General features: G+C 69.0%; 15 protein-coding genes and 2 CRISPR repeat arrays. Of the genes, 9 read left to right on the forward strand and 6 right to left on the reverse strand.

Translation table 11 applies throughout. From position 1 onward, the window contains the following. Positions 1-10: 10 nt before the first annotated feature. Positions 11-834: direct repeats of the CRISPR family, unit length 28 nt; unit sequence GGAACAGCCCCGCTCGCGCGGGGACGAC. A gap of 509 nt (positions 835-1,343) precedes the next feature. Genes cas3 through cas2e form a run of 8 tightly spaced genes read left to right on the forward strand, consistent with a single transcriptional unit; the run spans position 1,344 to position 9,993 of the window. Beyond that, positions 1,344-4,061 carry a CRISPR-associated helicase Cas3' gene (cas3, locus tag ACYVIP_RS02165; protein ID WP_460391361.1) on the forward strand — a complete coding sequence of 906 codons (2,718 nt, stop codon included), beginning with the start codon at positions 1,344-1,346 and terminating at the stop codon, positions 4,059-4,061. After that, positions 4,048-5,664, forward strand: coding sequence for a type I-E CRISPR-associated protein Cse1/CasA (gene casA / locus ACYVIP_RS02170; protein WP_460391363.1), 1,617 nt, complete (start codon positions 4,048-4,050; stop codon positions 5,662-5,664). Before cas3 ends, casA begins: the two co-directional genes overlap by 14 nt. Next, entirely contained in the window at positions 5,661-6,233 is a 573-nt protein-coding gene (casB, locus tag ACYVIP_RS02175; protein ID WP_460391365.1) for a type I-E CRISPR-associated protein Cse2/CasB, read from the forward strand. Before casA ends, casB begins: the two co-directional genes overlap by 4 nt. Further along, positions 6,230-7,354, forward strand: a complete 1,125-nt coding sequence (gene cas7e, locus ACYVIP_RS02180; protein ID WP_460391367.1) for a type I-E CRISPR-associated protein Cas7/Cse4/CasC — start codon at positions 6,230-6,232, stop codon at positions 7,352-7,354. The genes casB and cas7e overlap by 4 nt, the downstream gene beginning before the upstream one ends. Continuing rightward, positions 7,351-8,055 carry a type I-E CRISPR-associated protein Cas5/CasD gene (cas5e, locus tag ACYVIP_RS02185; RefSeq protein WP_460391369.1) on the forward strand — a complete coding sequence of 235 codons (705 nt, stop codon included), beginning with the start codon at positions 7,351-7,353 and terminating at the stop codon, positions 8,053-8,055. Before cas7e ends, cas5e begins: the two co-directional genes overlap by 4 nt. Continuing rightward, a complete protein-coding gene (gene cas6e, locus ACYVIP_RS02190) occupies positions 8,055-8,708 on the forward strand; it encodes a type I-E CRISPR-associated protein Cas6/Cse3/CasE (RefSeq protein WP_460391371.1) in 654 nt (217 codons plus the stop codon). Before cas5e ends, cas6e begins: the two co-directional genes overlap by 1 nt. Next, positions 8,708-9,652 (forward strand): type I-E CRISPR-associated endonuclease Cas1e, encoded by a 945-nt coding sequence (gene cas1e / locus ACYVIP_RS02195; protein ID WP_460391373.1) that lies wholly within the window; start codon positions 8,708-8,710, stop codon positions 9,650-9,652. The genes cas6e and cas1e overlap by 1 nt, the downstream gene beginning before the upstream one ends. After that, a complete protein-coding gene (cas2e, locus tag ACYVIP_RS02200; RefSeq protein ID WP_460391375.1) occupies positions 9,649-9,993 on the forward strand; it encodes a type I-E CRISPR-associated endoribonuclease Cas2e in 345 nt (114 codons plus the stop codon). Before cas1e ends, cas2e begins: the two co-directional genes overlap by 4 nt. Before the next feature lie 76 nt (positions 9,994-10,069). Beyond that, a CRISPR array of direct repeats spans positions 10,070-10,718; the repeat unit is 28 nt; unit sequence GGAACAGCCCCGCGCGTGCGGGGACGAC. Positions 10,719-10,948: 230 nt separating this feature from the next. Here cas2e and ACYVIP_RS02205 read toward each other — a convergent pair. Then, complete coding sequence (locus tag ACYVIP_RS02205; RefSeq protein ID WP_460391377.1) at positions 10,949-14,242, reverse strand: S8 family serine peptidase; 3,294 nt, start codon at positions 14,240-14,242, stop codon at positions 10,949-10,951. Positions 14,243-14,370: 128 nt separating this feature from the next. Between ACYVIP_RS02205 and ACYVIP_RS02210 the strand changes: the two genes are divergently transcribed. Next, the gene (locus ACYVIP_RS02210) at positions 14,371-14,898 is read left to right on the forward strand and encodes a pyridoxamine 5'-phosphate oxidase family protein (protein WP_460391379.1); all 528 of its coding nucleotides are present in this window, start codon (positions 14,371-14,373) and stop codon (positions 14,896-14,898) included. A gap of 4 nt (positions 14,899-14,902) precedes the next feature. Here ACYVIP_RS02210 and ACYVIP_RS02215 read toward each other — a convergent pair whose 3' ends face one another. Genes ACYVIP_RS02215 through ACYVIP_RS02235 form a run of 5 tightly spaced genes read right to left on the reverse strand, consistent with a single transcriptional unit; the run spans position 14,903 to position 19,903 of the window. Further along, positions 14,903-15,628, reverse strand: a complete 726-nt coding sequence (locus ACYVIP_RS02215; protein ID WP_460391381.1) for a PP2C family protein-serine/threonine phosphatase — start codon at positions 15,626-15,628, stop codon at positions 14,903-14,905. Continuing rightward, entirely contained in the window at positions 15,625-16,137 is a 513-nt protein-coding gene (locus ACYVIP_RS02220) for an FHA domain-containing protein (RefSeq protein ID WP_460391383.1), read from the reverse strand. Before ACYVIP_RS02220 ends, ACYVIP_RS02215 begins: the two co-directional genes overlap by 4 nt. Continuing rightward, positions 16,125-16,766, reverse strand: coding sequence for a 4Fe-4S cluster-binding domain-containing protein (locus ACYVIP_RS02225; protein ID WP_460391385.1), 642 nt, complete (start codon positions 16,764-16,766; stop codon positions 16,125-16,127). Before ACYVIP_RS02225 ends, ACYVIP_RS02220 begins: the two co-directional genes overlap by 13 nt. After that, on the reverse strand, positions 16,763-18,610 hold the full coding sequence (locus ACYVIP_RS02230) for an AAA family ATPase (RefSeq protein ID WP_460391387.1): 1,848 nt from the start codon (positions 18,608-18,610) through the stop codon (positions 16,763-16,765). The genes ACYVIP_RS02225 and ACYVIP_RS02230 overlap by 4 nt, the downstream gene beginning before the upstream one ends. Beyond that, the gene (locus tag ACYVIP_RS02235) at positions 18,611-19,903 is read right to left on the reverse strand and encodes a hypothetical protein (protein ID WP_460391389.1); all 1,293 of its coding nucleotides are present in this window, start codon (positions 19,901-19,903) and stop codon (positions 18,611-18,613) included. It abuts the gene before it with no gap. Positions 19,904-19,907: the final 4 nt, after the last annotated feature.

The following is a 19,907-nucleotide window of genomic DNA, read 5'->3' on the forward strand; positions in this document are numbered from 1 at the left end:
GTGCGTCGCCGGAACAGCCCCGCTCGCGCGGGGACGACACCTTCACCACGTCCACCGCTGTTCGATGCTGCGGAACAGCCCCGCTCGCGCGGGGACGACCAGCGGCTGATCACCGACGACGACCCCACCGAGGGAACAGCCCCGCTCGCGCGGGGACGACGTGCTCAGCAGTGCGAGCCCGTCAGCACGGTGGGGAACAGCCCCGCTCGCGCGGGGACGACCTCCTGTTCGGTGAGCCCCTGGAACCCCAGGTACGGAACAGCCCCGCTCGCGCGGGGACGACGGCCCGGGAGATGCACGCTGCCAGGGCCGCGCGGGAACAGCCCCGCTCGCGCGGGGACGACCACACCACTACGGGCGAACCGCTGGGTCCGTCGGGAACAGCCCCGCTCGCGCGGGGACGACTCGATACGGCGGGACCACCAGGTGGAGGTCTGGGGAACAGCCCCGCTCGCGCGGGGACGACCTCGCCGAACGTGTCCTCGCGGGCCAGGCCGGCGGAACAGCCCCGCTCGCGCGGGGACGACCGCCAGAAAAAGCTCGGTTTCACGGGGCAGGTCGGAACAGCCCCGCTCGCGCGGGGACGACCAAGGCGCTCACCACCCTGCTCGTGATGCTGCGGGAACAGCCCCGCTCGCGCGGGGACGACCTTGGTGATGTCCTCGTCGTCGATGAGCACCGCGGAACAGCCCCGCTCGCGCGGGGACGACTCGGCCACGACCGACCACTCCAGCTGGTCGTTGTGGGAACAGCCCCGCTCGCGCGGGGACGACAAGCACCTGTTCGGGCAGCCGGCTGGTGAGCCGGGAACAGCCCCGCTCGCGCGGGGACGACACTTCCTGACCTGCGATGATGTCGGCTGTACCTCAGTTCTAGCATCACTTTGGCATTTTATCTACGACTGTTGAAATATAGTTGGAGAACCGGTGGCGGAGGGCTGGGAATAGCGCAGGGCGGGACGGCCGTATTGAGCATGGTTGCGACGGCTGGCGTGATGGTCGCGGGTCGCCAGCGCCTCAGGTGGTCCGCTAATGGCAGCGCTTGGCGACCGTGGCGACACAGCCGGCGATCGATCTTGGTGTCACCCAGGACCGGGCAGGGCCAATTGTCAGCCCACTGCCTCCATCCAGTTGGTCAACGTCTGCCTCCTTCTTGCTTACCCAACGCCCGTTTCGATGCTGGCGCAGGTTACCGGCCTCAACGGAACTCTGCGCCAGCCGCCACCATGTCTGGGTTTACGTGCCGGTGGGACAACATTGATAGTCCATGGCGAGTAGTGCATGTTGGGCCGTTCGGGTGACTTCTGCTCGTGACCGAAACACAAGTTCGAGATCTTCGATGTCATGGGCATTACGTTCGGCGGATTGATGAAACTGGTGATGAGGGGCGTGTGTTCGTGGTCGGCGGTTTGGGCGAAATCCTGGCCGTATCCACCGCAGGAGTTGGAGCAGTGGCTACCGCTGCACCAGCACCTTGATGACACCCAGGGTGTTGCGGAATTACTGTTCGATCATTGGGCTCCTGCGCCTGTGATCCGGAGAATCGTCGACGACGTTGGGGGAGAAAAGCCTGCTAGGGCATTGTTTTCCTGGCTCGCCGCGGTGCATGACGTCGGTAAGGTCAGCCCGGCTTTTGCCGTGCAGGTGAAGCGGTTGCGTGATCGGATGATCGACGCCGGCTTTCCGGTTGATTCCCGGTTGTCAGACGACGAGGTCCGGTCACGGGTCAATCACGCGTTGGTCGGCCACACAGCTGTTCTGGACTGGCTGGTCGGCCGGGGTGTGCCAGCGGTTGATGCCTCTCGGCTGGCGTCTGTCGTGGGGTCACATCACGGGGTGACTCCAGAGTGGTCGCGGCTGACGGAGGTCGCCGAGCAGACCAGCTACGCCGGCGATGGCGTGTGGGCGCGGGTTCGTGATGTCGTGCTCGCGCGGGCTGGTGAGCGGTGCGCGCCGAGCTTTTCCGTCGACCGGCTGACGACTCCGAGTTTGGTGTTGTTGACGGCATTGGTGATCGTTGCCGACTGGATCGCGTCGAACCCGGATTACTTCCCGTTGTGGGGATTCGGTGAGGTGGGGGAGCCCGACGAGGCTCGGACCGAGCGCCGGTTGAAGGCCGGCTGGTCGGAACTGGATCTGCCACAGCGGTGGGTCGCGCCGGAACCAGGAGAGGCGGGCGCCACGTTCGCCGCGCGGTTCGGAATGGCGCCGGAAAAGATCCGGGACGTGCAGGCGGGGGTGGTGGACGCGGCCCGGGCGATGCGTGGTGCTGGACTGTTGGTTCTTGAGGCGCCGATGGGTTGGGGGAAGACGGAAGCGGCATTGTTGGCCGCCGAGGTGTTGGCGCATGACTCCGGTGCGAACGGCTGTTTTGTGGCGTTGCCGACGCAGGCGACGACGGATGCGATGTTCGGCCGGGTGCGGTCCTGGTTGGACCATGTCCCTGGCGGGGCGACCCTGACGTTGGCGCACGGGAAGGCGCACCTGAACGACGAATACCGGGGCCTTGCGCGGCGTGGCCGGTTCGCGACCGAGTGCGGCGCCGTGGCACACGATTGGCTAAGAGGCCGGAAGAAGGCTGGCCTGGCGAGTTTCGTTGTCGGGACAATCGACCAGGTGTTGTTCGCCGGCTTGAAGTCGCGGCACGTGATGCTGCGTCACCTCGCGTTGGCGGGCAAGGTGGTGATCATCGATGAGGTACATGCCTACGACGTCTACATGTCGCGCTACCTGCACCGGGTGTTGGAATGGCTGGGGGCCTATCGGGTTCCGGTGATCCTGTTGTCGGCAACGTTGCCGGACGCTCGTCGGGCGGAGTTGTTGCGCGCCTACGATAGTGTCGCTGTCGTGCCTGACGCGCATCCCGGCTATCCGGTGATCACCGCGACGGGTCTGGCCGCGCGGACGTTCCCGTTGCCGGACAAGTCGGTGCCGGTCGTCATCGATCGCCTTGACGACGACCTGGACACTTTGTCGGCCTATCTGCGTGAGCACCTGCGGGACGGGGGTTGTGCGGTGGTGGTGCGCAACACGGTCGGCCGGGTTCAGGAGACCGCCGCTCATCTCGCCGATGAGTTCGACGTCACGATCAACCATGCGCGGTTCCTTGCCTGCGATCGCGCGGCCAATGACCGGGATCTGCTGCGGCGGTTCGGCCCGCCGGACAAAGCTGACGATCGTCCGGCTCGGCACGTGGTCGTTGCTTCGCAGGTTGTCGAGCAGTCACTCGACATTGACTTCGACCTGATGGTGACCGATCTGGCGCCGATCGACCTGGTGCTGCAGCGGATGGGTCGGCTGCACCGGCATCATCGTCCGGATCGGGTCGTGCGGCCGAGGTGCGCGGTAACGGGCGCGGACTGGGAAACGGCGCCGGTCTCGCCGGTGCGCGGGTCCACCAGGGTGTACGGCACGCACCACCTGTTGCGGGCCGCCGCGCTCCTGACGCGCGACACCGTGGCCCTGCCGCATGACATCGCCACTCTTGTTCAGGCCGGCTACGGTGACGACCCGTTGGGGCCGCCGGAATGGCAGCCTGCGATGGCAGACGCGCGTCGCGATGCTGAACAGCGTTCCCGGAGACGGAAGGACGCCGCACGCACCTACTTGGTGCCGCCGCCCGGTGGCGGCGACCTCGTGGGTTGGTTGCACGCGCATGCTGGCGAGGCGCATGACGACAGTCCACAAGGGATGGCTCAGGTTCGCGACGGTGCTGAGTCACTGGAAGTCATTGTCGTGCAATGTGATACCGATGGCGGGCTGCGGACACCGGACTGGGTCGACGGCGGTGGTCAGCAGATCCCGTTGATGGGGGAGCTGCCGTGGCAGCTGGCACGGATCATCTCGGTGTGCTCGCTGCGTCTGCCGTTCGCGCTGTGTCACGCGGGCGTGATCGACGCCGTCATCAACGAGCTGGAAAAGACCAAGGTCGCTAGTTTTCAACAGACCCGTGTGCTTGAGGGTCAGCTGGTGCTCGCTCTCGATGGCGGACGCCAGGCTGAACTTCACGGCTACCGGCTCACCTACGACATCACCCGAGGCCTCCTGCATGAGCGCATCTGACCGATTCTCACTGATCGACCGGCCGTGGTTGATGGTCCGCACTGTTGAGGGTGCGGTTGTGCAGATGTCATTGGTTGAAGTGTTCCGCTCCGCCCACCGACTGCTGGGGTTGGTCGGTGACGTGCCGACCCAGGTATTCGCACACACCCGGCTGCTGCTGGCGATCCTGCACCGTGCCACGGACGGACCTCGGGACATCACCGACTGGCAGACGTTGTGGCATGCCGACACACTGCCGGCAGGCGCTATCGACGTTTACCTGCGGGCACACACGGAACGGTTCGATATAACAAACCCTGGTGAGCCGTTCTTTCAGGTCGCCACATTGTCCACAAAAGACGGTTCGATCTCCGAGCTGAACAAGCTGATCGCTGACGTCCCGAATGGACATCCGTTCTTCACCAATCGGATCGGCTCCCCGAAGCCACTTGAGCCAGCCGAGGCCGCACGGTGGTTGGTGCACTGCCAGGCGTTCGACCCGTCCGGGATCAAGTCCGGTGATCCCCGTGACCCGCGCACCAAGAATGGCAAGGGGTATCCGATCGGCGTCGGGTGGTCGGGCCATCTGGGCGGTGTGCTCGTCGAGGGCCGCACACTGCGGGAGACGTTGCTGCTCAACCTCATCCCCCAGGACGCCACCGACGGCTCGCCCGACAACGACCTTCCACCGTGGGAACGGCCACAGCTCGGGATCACGGAGGAGGAGGAAGACCGCACGCCCACCGGGCCGATCGACCTGTTCACCTGGCAGTCCCGTCGGGTCCGGCTCGCGTGGGAGGACGGTGTGGTCACCGGCGTGCTGATCGCCAACGGTGATCGGCGGAAGCCACAGAACATGCACCCGTTCGAACCGCACACCGGGTGGCGGCGAAGCCAGGCGCAGGAGAAGAAACTGCGGTCCAGCGTGCCGGTCTACATGCCACTGGAACACGATCCGGAGCGGACCATCTGGCGGGGCCTGCAGTCGATGCTGCCGGAAGCCGACAAGCCCGCCGGGGCGGAGCGGCTGACGGCGACCGTGCTGGAGTGGATCGGCAGGCTCACGACGATGCACATCGTCGACCGCCGCTACCCGCTGGCGATCCGCACGATCGGCATGACCTACGGCAGCAACAGTTCGGTGGTCACCGAGATCGTGGATGACGCGTTGAACCTGCGGGCGATCCTGTTCGCCCAGGACGCGGCGGACCTGGTGGGGGCGGCCAAACAGGCGGTTGAGGACAGTGAGGCCGGCGCCACCGCGATCGGCAGGCTCGCGGAGAACCTCGCCGTCGCTTCCGGTTCGCGGGATCCGGCGGGACCCCGCGCTCGCGCCCGTGAGTACGCCTACAGCGCGCTGGATCCGGTGTTCCGGTCCTGGCTCGCGGCTCTCGACCCGGATGCCGTCCCGCAGGATTCCCTGACCGAGTGGCACCGCAGCGCCGATCGCGCATTGCGCGCACTGGCCGACGAGTTGGTAGCCGACGCGTCACCGGCGGCCTGGGTCGGTCGACCGAACCGGCTCGGCAGGCTGGTCACCTCAAACCATGCCAGGAAGTGGTGTGACGACGCGCTGCGCGCCGCCTTCAACCATGCCTACCAAACCGCTGGGAGTACGTCGTGACCAACGAGATCGCCACCATCGTCGGCGCGCGGATCGGCAAACTGCAGGGCGGCTACCTGGCCGACCGGTCCGAGGCCGTCGCCGCGCTGGCGCGGTTGCGGCGCGGTGCCGGCAAGCCGGCCGGCAGCGTGCTGGACATCATCGAACACACCCACGCCGAGGAGTTCGTCCGCGGCTGGGACGACGACGCGCCGAGCTACGCCGAGAACGCCGCCCATGTCGCGATGACGCTTTTCGCGCTGCACCAACAGTCACAACGCAAGGCGGTGCACGTGCCCGGGCGTCGGTTTGGCACCGCGGTCCGTCGTCTCTCGCCCGAGCAGCGGCCGGACGGACCGGTGATGCGCCGGTTCGCCGCGCTCGGCACCGCCGACAGCTTCACCGAGCTGAGCCATCACCTTCGCGGGCTGGTGCAGTTGATGCGCTCTGGCACGGTCCGGCTCGACTACGGGCAGCTGGCCCGTGATCTGTGGCTGTGGCAGTTGCCCGGTCGTGCACCGCAGGTCCGGCTCCGTTGGGGCCGTGACTTCCACTTCCCGAACAAGGATGCAGAGGACACCGAGCAGTGAACCGAACGATCGTCGACATCCACGTCATCCAGACCGTGCCGCCGAGCAACATCAACCGCGATGACACCGGTAGCCCCAAAAGCGCCGTATATGGTGGGGTGCGGCGGGCACGGGTGTCCAGCCAGTCGTGGAAACGCGCCACCCGCGACGCGTTCGACGATCTGCTCGAGCGTGGCGAGTTGGGGGTGCGCACCAAGCAGGTGGTGGAACTGCTCGCCGAGCGCATCGGCGAACGCTCCCCGGATCTGGTTGAGCGCGGTGTCGAGCTGGCCACCGCCGTGCTGAAGGCTGCCGGAGTGACGCTGAAGACGCCACGCAACAAGGAGGCGTTGGAGGAGTCGGAGTTCCTGCTGTTCCTGAGTAACCATCAGATCGACGGACTCGCCGAACTGGCTGTCGAAGCCGCCGCCGCGGGCGACAAGCCGCAGATCGACAAGTCGGCGGCGAAAGCCCGCGCGGACCAGGCGCACTCGGTCGACGTGGCACTGTTCGGGCGGATGGTCGCCAACCTGCCCGACCTCAACGTCGAGGCCGCCTCCCAGGTGGCACACGCGATCAGCGTGCACTCCGTGGCGAACGAGTACGACTACTTCACCGCAGTGGACGACCACAAGGCAGCCGACGAGAACGAGGACGCCGGCGCGGGCATGATCGGCACCGTGGAGTTCAACTCCGCCACCCTTTACCGCTACGCCAACGTGGATGTCGACCGGCTTCGCGCCACGCTCGGCGACCCGGCGGCGACTCGCCGCGCGGTGGAGGCGTTCGTGCGCGCGTTCGTCACGAGTATGCCGACGGGCAAGCAGAACACCTTCGCCAACCGCACCCTGCCCGACGCGGTGCTGGTCGTGGTTCGGGAGACGCAGCCGATCAACCTCGTCGGCGCCTACGAGGAGGCCATCCGGGAGGGCGAGAAGGGCGGTCGGGTCGCCGGCGCGGTGGCGCGACTGGCGCGTCATGCCGCGGAACTACACGCTGCCTACGACGAGACCCCGGTCGCGGCCTGGGCGGTCGGGGTCGGGGAGCGGGCCGAACTGTTGACCGAGGTCGCCACCCAGGTGTCGCTCGACGGACTGGTGAGCGGTGTGGGGAATCTTGTCGCAGAGCGGTCGGTGCGGTGACCGCGTTGGTGCTGCGGTTGGCGGCGCCGCTGCAGTCGTGGGGCACCGACAGCCGATTCGTGCGTCGGAGTACGGATCGTGCTCCCAGCCGTAGCGGCGTCATCGGCCTGTTCGCGGCTGCCAAGGGGTTGCGCCGAACCGATCCGCTGGAAGACCTTCTGCAACTGCGGATCGGCGTGCGCACCGAGCAGCCGGGCCGGGTCGAGCGGGACTTCCAGACCGCGCGGACCCGCGACGGATCGGCGGCCATGCCACTGTCCTACCGGTACTACCTCGCCGACGCCGTGTTCGCCGTCGCCGTCGAGGGGCCAGCGGAACTGCTGGACGGACTGCGGGAAGCGTTGCGCAGACCGGTGTTCCCCGTCTATCTCGGTCGTCGGTCCTGCCCGCCCGCAGGCGTGCTCGACCATGGTCTGCACAACGGCGACGTCGCCACCGTCCTGGAGTCGTTGCCGTGGCTGGCTTCGCCCGCGGTGCAGCAGGCCGCCGGGAGCACCGTCGTGCTGACCATTCATCGTGACTGCGCGCCGAATACCCCAGGCTGCGAGGTCGTTCGTGATGACCCCGTGTCGTTCGATCCGGCCCACCGCCAGTGGGGCTGGCGGTCGGTGACGCGCTATCCGGTGACTGTCCCGAACCCGTCGGCACGGCGGATCGTCGACCCGCATGATCCGATGGAACTGCTCGGAGAGCCTGCCTGATGTATCTGACCCAGTTCGAGATCAATGCCGCTCGGCGAGGCGCCCGCCACTTGCTGGCCTCGCCACAACGCATGCATGCCGCCGTTCTCTCGGCGTTCACCTCGGCGGAACGTGAGCCCACCGCGACTGGGCGGATCCTGTGGCGGGCCGACCAGGCTGGTAGCCAGACGCTGCTCTACCTGGCAAGTCCGCACCGTCCGGACCTGACCAACCTCGCCGAGCAGGCGGGCTGGCCCACCAAGCAGACCTGGCGCATCGGCGACTACCGGCGCCTACTCGACGGGCTTGCCGTGGGGGACGAGTGGGCGTTCCGGCTCACCGCCAACCCTGTCCATAATGGACGCAAAGGTGACGGTGTCCGGTCCCAACGGCTCGGTCATGTCACCGCGGCGCAGCAGGAGACCTGGTTGCTGTCTCGCACTGAGCGCCATGGTTTCGTCGTGAACGTCGGTGAACACAAGGAACGTGACCTCGTTGTGCGTGATCGCCGCATCCAGCGGTTCACGCGTGCGGGCCGGCAGGTCACGTTGGCGACCGCGACGTTCGACGGGCGCCTTACGGTGACCGATGTCGATGCTCTGCGTGCGGCGCTTGCCTGTGGAGTCGGCCCCGCCAAGGGGTACGGCTGCGGGCTAATCACCCTGGCGCGCTGATGCCCGAGATCCCTGGCGCCAAGCCTGTTCCACTCGGACAATTGACCAGAGCAGCTGACCGGCTGAGCTTCGTCTATCTGGAACACTGCGTCGTACATCGCGACGCGAACGCGATCACTGCCCGAGACGCTCGCGGCACCGTGCACATTCCCGCCGCGACCCTTGGCGCGCTGCTGCTCGGCCCGGGCACCAATGTCAGCCAGCAGGCGATGGTGCTGCTTGCCGAGAGCGGCTCCACCGCGGTGTGGGTAGGTGAGCACGGGGTTCGTTACTACGCCCATGGTCGCACCCTGACCCAGTCATCACGGCTGCTGGAACGACAAGCCGAGTTCGTCTCCAAGCAGAACTCCCGCCTGCGCGTTGCTCGCCAGATGTATGCCATGCGTTTTCCTGGCGAAGACGTCAGTGGACTGACCATGCAACAACTTCGTGGCCGGGAGGGCGCGCGAGTCCGGCGCCTCTATCGCGCTCACGCACAACGCACGGGTGTGGTCTGGGAACGTCGGGACTATGACCCCACCAGCTTCGACGACGGTACTCCGGTCAATCAAGCGTTGTCGGCGGCCAACACCAGCCTCTACGGTGTGGTGCACGCGGTGGTCGTCGCTCTCGGTTGCGCGCCGGGTCTTGGATTTGTCCACACCGGTCATATTCGGTCGTTTGTCTATGATATCGCTGATCTGTACAAGGCGGATATCTCCCTTCCGGTTGCGTTCGACATCGCCGCCCGTGGTTCCTCCGATATTGGCGCCGACACACGGCGCGCTGTCCGTGACATGATGAAGGACGGAAAATTTCTCGAAACCTGCGTGCGGGATATCCAGCTGTTGCTCGCACAGGATGACGAGGTGGTGGAATACGGCCCGGAGGCTTTCGACGATGTCGTGATGTTGTGGGACTACAACGGTCGTAACGTCTCGGGCGGGGTGTCCTACGAGGAATGACCGTCATCGTCGTTACCGCTTGCCCTGTCGGGTTGCGTGGGCATCTCACCCGGTGGCTCATGGAGATCTCGCCTGGCGTATTCGTTGGCAAGATCACTGCTCGTGTCCGAGCTCTCGTCTGGACACGTGTCACGGAGATGGCCAAGACCGGTCGGGCGATCATGGTGTTCGCCGCGGACAACGAGCAGGGCCTCGATTTCGCCGTTCACGGCCATGACTGGGTCCCGGTGGACTTCGAGGGCCTACACCTCATGCTGCGACCGAACCCGAGCAGCGCACCCACGAACCAGAAGTCGGGTTGGAGCAAGGCCGCTCAGCGTCGCCGCTATGGCAAAACCTGACCGCAAACGCAGTTGTTGAAGCGCGGTGGTGCCAGATTAATTGCGTCAGCTATATCAGGTTCGCTCTCCCCGGACAGCAACTGCCCCGCACGCGCGGGGACGACCGTCACAACCGGCTGATGAACATCCTCAAGACCGGATCAGCCCCGCACGCGCGGGGACGACGCGGTGACGATCTCCATCACGGACTCTATGGTCGGAACAGCCCCGCTCGTGCGGGGACGACGAAGAGAACGCTCTCCGCGAGTACACCGGCACCGGAACAGCCCCGCGCGTGCGGGGACGACACCCGACGGTGTCGCGTGGTCGGGCCGCAGCGGGGAACAGCCCCGCGCGTGCGGGGACGACTCTCGTGCGGGCAGTCTGTCCGCACTCTCTTTCGGAACAGCCCCGCGCGTGCGGGGACGACAGCCACTCCGTGGACTTCTGCGTCCACTCGGAGGGAACAGCCCCGCGCGTGCGGGGACGACGACCTGCGCCTGCGCAAGGTTGACAGGCATGGGGGAACAGCCCCGCGCGTGCGGGGACGACTGATCGGCCCGGCGACCTGGCGGGCGGCGTGGGAGAAGCCGGTCGGAACAGCCCCGCGCGTTCGGGGACGACTCCAACATGTTCCGGCAGGGCTTGGAGTTGGGCGGAACAGCCCCGCGCGTGCGGGGACGACGTTGCTCGGGTCGCCGTGCGTCCGCACGCGTGGGGAACAGCCCCGCGCGTGCGGGGACGACACTTCCTGAGCTGCGATGATACCCGCGCTGCTCCGGTTTTAGCTTCACTTTGTCATTTTTTCTACATATGTTGAATTATCGGTGTGCGCCGCTCCTTTGCAACCGATAGCCATTCAGGCTGCTCATCAACGTCGCAGGAGCCATTATCAAGCACGATGCCACGATGCCGCAGGCACAACAGCACCCGCCGGTCCGTCGGCCCGCGTCCGATCCCAGCGACAGGAACGTGATCACCGCACCGGATACGCGTCGATGAGCGCCTGCGTAGTGGCCCGACCCTCCGCCCCAGTCGCGGTCGCGCGAACCGAGACCACCTCACCCGGACGCGGCAACGCCAGCGAGATCACCGAGAACGTGCCATCCGCTCTCGGAAGCACCAACGCGGGCAGCCACCGCTTACCCCCGTCAACCGAGGTCCAGAAACGCAACGTCCCACGCTCCCCGACAAGCGGCCCAGAAGTCCCCACCGTCGTCGACAGTCGCACGTCGACAGTCAACGGATGCCACGCCCGAAGATGCCCACTCCCATCAGTGTTCGGCTCATAGCCGATGTTGAGCAACTTCGCCGGCTGGCTGAACGTCCCCGAATCCACCGGCGCCGCCGACCTGAACGTCCAACTCGTATCCACCCGCGCGGCGAACGGCAGCACCTCCCGATCGGGCGCGACCGTGTGCTCCAACCGATAACCAGCCGCCGCCACCGGAACATCGAAGTAGTTCCCCGCCCGCGGCGCCACCTCGACTCCCTCACGGAACAACCGGACCGACGACGCCCCCGGCGCCGCATTGCCCAGGTGTTGTCCATCGCTCAGGGCGACCGGCACGTGCAGGGACTGCCGGCTCTGAGTGGCGTTGCGCACCGCCGGCGCCAACCCGACGAACCACGACCGCACCACCCGCTGCCCCGGCTGGTACACGTTCTGCGCGGTACTCAGCTCCACCTGCCCGACAACCCGATGACTCCACTGCACATCCGGTCGCGCCGTCACCAGCTCGACGATCTTCCCCGGCGCCGGACGCTCCCGCCAGAACCCCAACGGCGAACTGACCAACGGCGTCGAGGCGTACCGCAGCTCGAGGAAGTCCGCCCGATCCCGCCCCACCGTCCGATAGTCCTGGACCAACGTGGCCATCTGCCGCACCTGCTTGGCACTGACCTGGAACGTCGGCGGCGACGGAATCGTCGGCGAGTCGAGCAGCACCTCGTACGCGTCCGCCTGGCCCGGCCGCCGGCCCTCGTCAGCCACCAGTCGCCAATGGGTCTGGAACAACGTTCTGCCAGCCCGCACCGGGTCGGTCGGCTCGACGAACACGCCACCGTTCTCCACATCAGCGCCCGGCGCGTAGATGATGCTGCCGATCGTCCCGTTGTCGACGGCGTCGCGATGGGCGTAGTGCACGGCCAACCGCTGCACCTCCGTCGACGCGCCGGCCACTGTCGCCGGTTTCACCGGTAGCGCTTTCCGCGCGTCGATGGTGACCTCGACGTCCGAGGTCACGGTGACCTCCGAATACCCGGTGAGCGACACCGACGCCGGCTCGTCGCCATGGGCGGGGGTCTCCACACGCGCGATCATGCTGACCGCGCCGGGCGCCACCCGGGCGGTGGCCTGGCCGTTCTCGTCCAGCTGCACGGTGACGATGCCGCCGCCGTAGCGTTGGGCCAGTTGGTCGACGTTGCCGAGAACCACGGTGCCACCGGCCCACGGCTGGCCCCTGCGGTCCAGCACCGTCAACCGCACATCCCGGCGCGGCGCCTCGACCGTCGCGTTCAGCGGCAGTGTCGTGTTCTCCTTGCCCTGCCTGGTAACGGTGACCAGACCGCCGTAGATCCCCGGCGTGCCAACGGCCGGGTCGACGGTCACGGTGATGGTCCCGCTCGCGCCGGGGGCGATGGTCAGCTCAGCCGGCTCGACGGTGAACATCGTCTCCGGGGCCTGCTCGTTCCAGTGGTTCTTGGCCGTGTCGGTGAACGTCAGCGACTCCGGCGCGGCACCGGTGTTGGTGATCGTCACCTGCTGGCTCGCCCGCTGCTGACCCTCCGGCCACCGACGGAACTGGAAGTCCACATTGGACCGGTCGTAGCGCAGCGTCTCGGTCGTCGCGTCCGGGAGATCGAGCAGGCCGGCGCCTTCGGCGTTGGGCGCGGGGAACGCGACCTTCGCGTCGGCCGTGGTCATCAGGGTGTTCTTGATGTCCCGCCAGTTCCAGTCCGGGTGTTGCTGGCGCAGCAGCGCCGCGGCACCGGCGACGTGCGGGGCCGCCATCGAGGTGCCGGTCATCGCCACGTACGGGTCGGCACTGCCGCCGCCCGCCCTGGCGGCGATGATGCCGACGCCGGGCGCGGTCAGGTCGGGCTTGGTGCGGCTGGCGCCTCTGGTCGGGCCGTTGGCCGAGTTGTACACCGGCGTGCCGTTGGCGTTGGCGTTGCCGACGGTCAGCGCGCTCTCGGCGACCCCCGGCGAGTCGACGGTGCCGGGACCGGGGCCGAAGTTGCCGGCCGCCACCACGAACAGCGTGCCGTGCTCGTTGGTCAGCCGCTCGAGGGACTCGACTACCGGGTCGTCGCCTGCCTGTGCGGTCGCGCCGAGGCTCAGGTTGACCACGTCCGCGCCCTTGGCCGAGGCCCACTCCATGCCGTTGATCACCCACGACTGCTGGCCTCGGCCCTCGGCGTTGAGCACCTTGCCGGACAGCAGCCGGGCGTCGAACGCGACGCCCTTGCGCGCGCCGTCGGCCACCGCACCCGTGCCGCCGACGATCGACGCGACGTGTGTGCCGTGTCCGTTGCCGTCCTCGGCGGTCGGGTCGTCGGTGAAGTTGGCCTCCTCGGCGACCTTGCCGGCGAGGTCGGGGTGGCCGGCATCCACCCCGGTGTCGAGGACGGCGACGTCCACGCCCGCGCCGGTCAGGCCGGACTCCCAGGCGGTCGGCGTGCCGATCGCGTCCAGGTTCCAGTCCAGCTCGGCCGCCTTGACCGGGCGGTCGAGCCACACCTTGCGCACGCCGGCCGCCCTGGCGGTGGTGAGGGTGTCGGCGAAGGCGTCGGCGGCGTTCTTGGGTAACGCGACGGCGGTGGCGTCGATGCTGGGCAGCGCGCGGACGTCCTCGGCGGCGCTGAGTGCCTGGGTCGCGCCGCGCACGATCAGCGGCAGCGTGTCGGTCCGCTCGTCGGTGTACCCCATCTCGACCAGCGCGCTCACGTTGAACAGGTCCAGCTCGAGCACGTCGGGCACCAGGTGGGCGACGTCGTCGGGGATGACGTAGGCGTCACCGTCCTGGGTGAGCGTGGTGAACGTGGCGCCCACGTCCTCGCCGCCAGCGGGCTCGATGACGGTGACCGGGCGGCCGCTGGACGTGTCGAGGGTGACCCGGTCGCCGGTGACCAGCGTGACCGTGCCGGCGATGGCCGGCGGGGCGGTCGGCGCGGGCTCGGCGGCGACCGGCCCGGTCAGCGCCGTCAGCGTCGCCGCGGTCGCGACGGCGGTGATCAGGGCGAAGCGGGGTGACCAGCGCGAGTCCATGCCAGAACACCTACCCGCGAGCCTCCCGGAATGGAACGCGCGCGGGGTGGCGACTTGTCGCCGTGTCTATTTTCAGCCAGGTGTCGATTGCCCGGCGGCCTGTTCGACGCACCGGTATGAACGACACCATGAGCACCGAGCCGACCTCGACCAGCAACCTCGACCGGTACGGCTCCCCGGCACTGCCGTGGAGCCGGGCGCGTGACGTCCTCGCCAGCGACACGCCCACCGCCGACCTCACGTTCTTCGTGGCGACCGTGCGCCCCGACGGCCGGCCGCACTCGGCCGGCGTCGGCGCCGTGTGGGTGGACGACGCGCTGTACTTCACCGGCGGGCCGGGCACGCGCCGCGCACGCAACCTGGCGGCCAACCCGGCGTGCAGTGTGTCGGTGCGCCTGCGTGGCGTCGACCTGGTACTGGAGGGAGAGGCCGTCCGGGTCACCAACCAGCCAACGCTGGAGCGGGTGGCGGCGGTCTACCGCTCTGGCGGCTGGCCGGCGGTCGTGGCCGGCGACGCGCTCACCGCCCCGTTCAGCGCGCCGAGCGCCGGCCCGCCGCCGTGGCAGCTGTACCGCCTGACCCTGCACACCGCGTTCGGCGTGGCGTCAGCCGAACCGCACGGCGCGACCCGCTGGAACTTCGTCCACTCCGGCTAGCGAGTCACGCTCCACTTCGGACTCGTTCGACGACGGCGATGGTGATGTTGTCCCGGCCGGTGGCGTTCATCGCGGCGGCCAACAACGACGTCACCGCACGACGTGGCTCGGTTGCGCTGACCATCAGCGCTTCCAGCGCTTCCAGCGGCACCACGTCGCTCAAACCGTCCGAGCACAGCAGCCACCGGTCCGCGGCGGGCAGCTCCTCGATCCGCACCCGCAGCGGCGCCCGGCCTGCCCGGCCACCGAGGCACTGGGTCAGCCCGCCACCGAACCCTCTATCGTCTGTGGACACCTGAGCGAGATAGCCACCGTGCTCGACGTACACCCGGGAGTCCCCGACCCCGAAGTGCACCCCGCCGTCGTCGGTGAGCAGCACCCCCGCGGCCGTGGTGCCAAGACCGGCGACCAGCGGATCGGCCGCTGTCATGGCCAGCAGCTCCTCGTCCACCCGGTGCAGGGTCGCGGTCAGGCCGGCGCTGTCGGCGGGCGGCGCGGCCGCCAGCGCGTGCACGGTGTGCGCGGCGGCGACCTCGCCCGCCGCGTGGCCGCCCATGCCGTCGGCGATCGCGACCAGCACCGGCGCGGACAGCGGGAGCTCGCAGACCAGCGGCGTGTCCATGCTCAGCCCGCAGATGGTCGCCGCGCCGACCACCAGGGCGTCCTCGTTGTTCTCCCGGACCGCCCCCCGGTGGGTGAGCACGGTGGCGCGCAGCACCTCGGGTGTCATGCCGGCCTGCCCGGTTCGACTCTCGCCACCAGGTCCGACGCCAGGCGCAGCTGGTCGCCGGGGGTCAACGGCACGGTCTGCCCGCCGGGCACCTGCCGGTCGTTGACGAACGTGCCGTTGGCCGAGTACTCGTCGCGCACCCACACACCGCCGTCCGTCGACACGCCGACGCTGGCGTGCCGGCGGGACACATTGTCGTGCGCGGCGAAGTACTCGGCTACCGGAGACTGCTCCGGGTCCCGGCCGAGCAGCACCGATCCCGGGCTGGGGATGTCGATCTCGCGGCCGGGGAACCGCAGGCGGGGCGTGCCGGCCAGGGGTGCGAGACAGTCGACGCACACCAGGTTCGCCGGGTTGGGGACCGCGGCGCCGCAGGTCGGGCAGGTGGGGTCGGCGGTGTCGGTCGTCGCCGGCTTCGGTGCGGCGGCCAGCGGATTGCCGCAGATCGCGCAGTCCGCCGCGCCGGCGTCGTTGCCGTGCCCGCAGACCGAGCAGATCACCCGAGCCATGTCACGTTCTCCGTGTGGACGCCGCGCGCGGCCAGCCCGGCACGCAGCCGGTCGAGGTCGCCGCGGCGGGGGATGCCGATCAGCCGCACGGCCGCGCCCTCCAGGAACACCTGCAGGGCGGGCGAACGGGCCGGGTCGCCGCCGTAGCGGGCCTCGCCGAGCGCGGTCCTGGGGACGATCCGCTGGTTGTCCGAGCCGCGCAGCGCGTTGCCGGTGTTGCGGCGCTCGACATACGGGCCGGCGACCACGGCGTCGCAGTGGGCGAGCGCGGTGGCGTACTCGGCGCGCCCACCCAGCCGCGACCAGGCGTAGCCGGAGAACACGAGCAGGTCGATCGGCCGGTCCCCGCGCCAGGCGGCCAGCGCGGCCAGCAGCTCGCCGAGTGCGGCCGGCTGCTGGAACGGCTCGCCGCCGGAGATGGTGACCCCGTCGAGTGGCTCGGCCAGCCCGTCGAGCCAGCCGACCAGCTCGGCCGGCTCGACCGGGGTGCCGCCGGCCTGGTCCCAGGTGTCCGTGGACGCGCAGCCCGCGCAGCCGATCGTGCAGCCCTGTAACCAGATCCCGGCGCGCACCCCGTGCCCGAGCACGGTGACCGGATGATGCCTGCGGTTGATCCTGAGCGCCGTCATGCCAGGTCCAGGCGGATGTCGGGGCCGAGGCGTTCGATGGTCGCGATGCGCACGGTGGCGCCGTTGGTCAGGTCGCGGTCGAACAGCTCTCTGGACAGCGGGTTGATCAGCAACGACTCCAGCGCGGTGCCGATTCCCCGGCCGCCGTTGCTCAGGTCGGCGGTGCACCATCCGCACAGTTGGTCGCGCGCCGCCGGCGCCAGCTCGACGGTGATGTCCTGCTCGCGCACCACGTTGCGCAGGATGTTGGCCAGCTGCCCGGCGAAGATCTGCTCGGCGGCCTCCCGGGAGATGAAGTCGAAGACCACGATGTTGTCGCCGAATCGGTTGAGCAGCTCGGGACGGGCCAGCGTGGTGGTGAAGTGGTCGGCGATGGCCGCCTTGACCTTCGCCTCGATCACCTCGTAGGCGTCCTGCTGGCCGATGTTGGGCACCCGGGCGTTGGTCTCCGGATCCGTGACGGTCACCCCGAGGTTCGAGGTGAAGATCAGTACACAGCCGGAGAAGTAGGTGGTCGCGCCGCGCCCGTCGGTCAGCCTGCCGTCCTCCAGGATCTGCAGGAACTTGTCGAGGATGCGCGGGTGTGCCTTCTCGATCTCGTCGAACAGGATGACCCGGAACGGTTGCTGGCGCACCGCGTTGGTCAGCTCGCCGCCCACCTCGTAGCCGACATAGCCCGGCGGCGCGCCGATCAGCCGGTCCCCGGAGTGCTCGGCGGAGAACTCGCTCATGTCGAAGCGAAGGAAGGCGTTCTCGTTGCCGAACACCAGCGCGGCCACCGCCTTCGCCAGCTCGGTCTTGCCGACCCCGGTCGGCCCGGCGAAGAACAGCACGCCGCGCGGCCGGTTCGATGACACCCTGGCCTGCGCCCCGGACAGGCCCAGCGCGGCCCGTTTGAGGATGTCCAGGGTCTTGGTGACCGCGTGCGGCTGGCCGATCACCTTCGCCGGCACCGCGCGCTCGCCGTCGACGATCCGCTTGCGCAGGAAGCTCTGCCGCCACGGGTCGTCGAGCACGCCGAGCTTGTAGACCCGGACCGCGTAGGGCAGGCCGGCCAGGGTGAGCTCCCGGTCGCGGGCAAGCCAGGTCACCCCGGTCATGTCCCGCAGCGTCAACCCCTCTGCCTGCTCGGCGAACTCGTGGCAGTGCTTGTCCGCGTCGGGATCGGTTTCCCCGCCGGGCAACGACCGGGCGAGCAGCCGGGCGGTGTCCTCGCGGTCGCGCAGGTCCGGCCGGGGCAGCCCGATCACCCGGAACCGCTCGTTGTCCGCGGTGAACCAGACCGGCAGGTCGAGCTCGCGTTCGACCAGCCAGAAAATGGGGTTGTACAACGGGTTCGGCCGGCGTTCGGTGCCCGCGCCGGGCAGCGCGGTCCTGGACAGCTTGGCGCAGAACAGGAAGAAGTCGCGCTCGGTCGCGTCCAGCCGGGCCACGTCGACCGACAGTCGGGAGGCGTAGTCGATCAGGCAGGCCGCACGGCCGGTCTCGGTGTTGGTGACCGAGGTCAGGTACTGCCGCAACCGGTCCAGCGACGGGGGTTTCGCCCTGGCGACGTCCTCGCCGAGCACCTGTTTCGCGGCGTCCGCGGCCCGCCTGCCGGCCTCGTCCTCGGTCGCCGGGTAGATCGCGAGCCCGTCGACCTGGTCGTAGGTCAACAGGAACTGGTAGCCGCTGCGCTCGAGCACGTGCCACAGCAGGTGCCGCAGCGGCATGAGCTGGGGCCGCTGCGGCGCGCGGCGGGGGAACACGTCCCAGATGTTGCCGTGCAACACATACTGGGAGTGCACGGCCAGCGTGGAGTCGATCTCCCTGGCGAAGGCCGGCAGTTCCGGTGCACTGTCCATTTACGACAGCTCCCTGGTCTCCGGCCGGTCGGCGGTGGCCGGCCGGTGCGCGCGGGTGGCGACCGGCAGCAGTCGCTCGCCGGGTTCGGCCAGCTCGGTGCGGTCCATCCGCAGGCCGTGATCGTCCATTATGGACTGGAGAGTTTCCTTGTCCGCGCACCACTGTTGCTCGTGTTCGTAGTCCTCGCGGCGGGCGTTGGTGCCCGCGCTCGCGGTCCGCCGGATGACCGCGTCCCGGACCTGGTCGCCGTCGAGCACCAACTGGACCGCGTGTTCGGGCCAGTCGGGCCGGACCAGCCGGACCCGTTGCACGGTCGTGGAGTAGTCGGTGTCGAGCTGGTAGCCGAGCGCGTCGAGCGAGTCGGTCATGGCGGCCAGCACGTACTGCTGTTCCAACTCCTCCCGGACCACGGCGGCGGCCCGTGCTGACCTGGTCCGCAGCGGCTCGTCGAACGCCCGCCGCGCGGCGAGGACGTCGGCAAGGTCGGTGCGTAGCCGGGTGCGTTCGGCGTCGGCCGGCTCGGCCGGGATGGCGGCGAGCATGGTAGCCGCGGTGATCGCGTCCTCCTGGCGGACCCTGGCGCGCTGGTTGGCCCGCTGCACGCTCAGCCGCAGCTGGTCGAGCAGCGTGTGCTGGTCGACATCCGGCCGGGGCACGGTGACCTGGGACGCGGCCGCGAGCACCTCGGCCCGGTCGGCGGCGGTCACGGTGGGGGACAGCCGGCCGAGCACGCGCGCGATGTCCTCGTCGACCCCCGGCGCGCGCACCGCGCTCGCCTTGGCGGCGAGGGCCTGGTGGTACTGGTCGAACGCCTCGGCTGCGGTGACCGGCCGGTCCAGGTCGACCGTGTGCCGCAGTACCGACACCGTCGCGGCCGCCGCGCGGGCGGCGAGTTCCTGCTCGAGCGCGGTGATCGTCGCGCTCGTGGTCGCGCACCACGCGGTCAGCTCGGCCGGCGACTGGGCGCACGGGTCGAGCGTGGCCGGCAGCCGGGCGGCCAGTTCCGGCGCGTGCCGGGCGAGCACGTCGAGCCGGGCGTTGACGTCGATCACCTGACGTGCGGCCGTTTCCCAGGCCAGCTGCGCGGCGTTGTCCGCTGCCCACTGTGCCGCCCGGAGCTCCGCCTGGTCGCCGACCTTGCTCAACCCGGCGCCGAGCGCCCCGACGGACCGGACCGCGACCAGCGCGCCGACCCGCACTCCCTTGGCCGCCAACCACGCGGCGCCGCCGACCACGACCGCGCCGCCGACCACCGCGCCGACCGCGACCTGCCCGATGCCCATACTGCTCATCGCA

The organism is Actinophytocola sediminis, assembly GCF_054779715.1.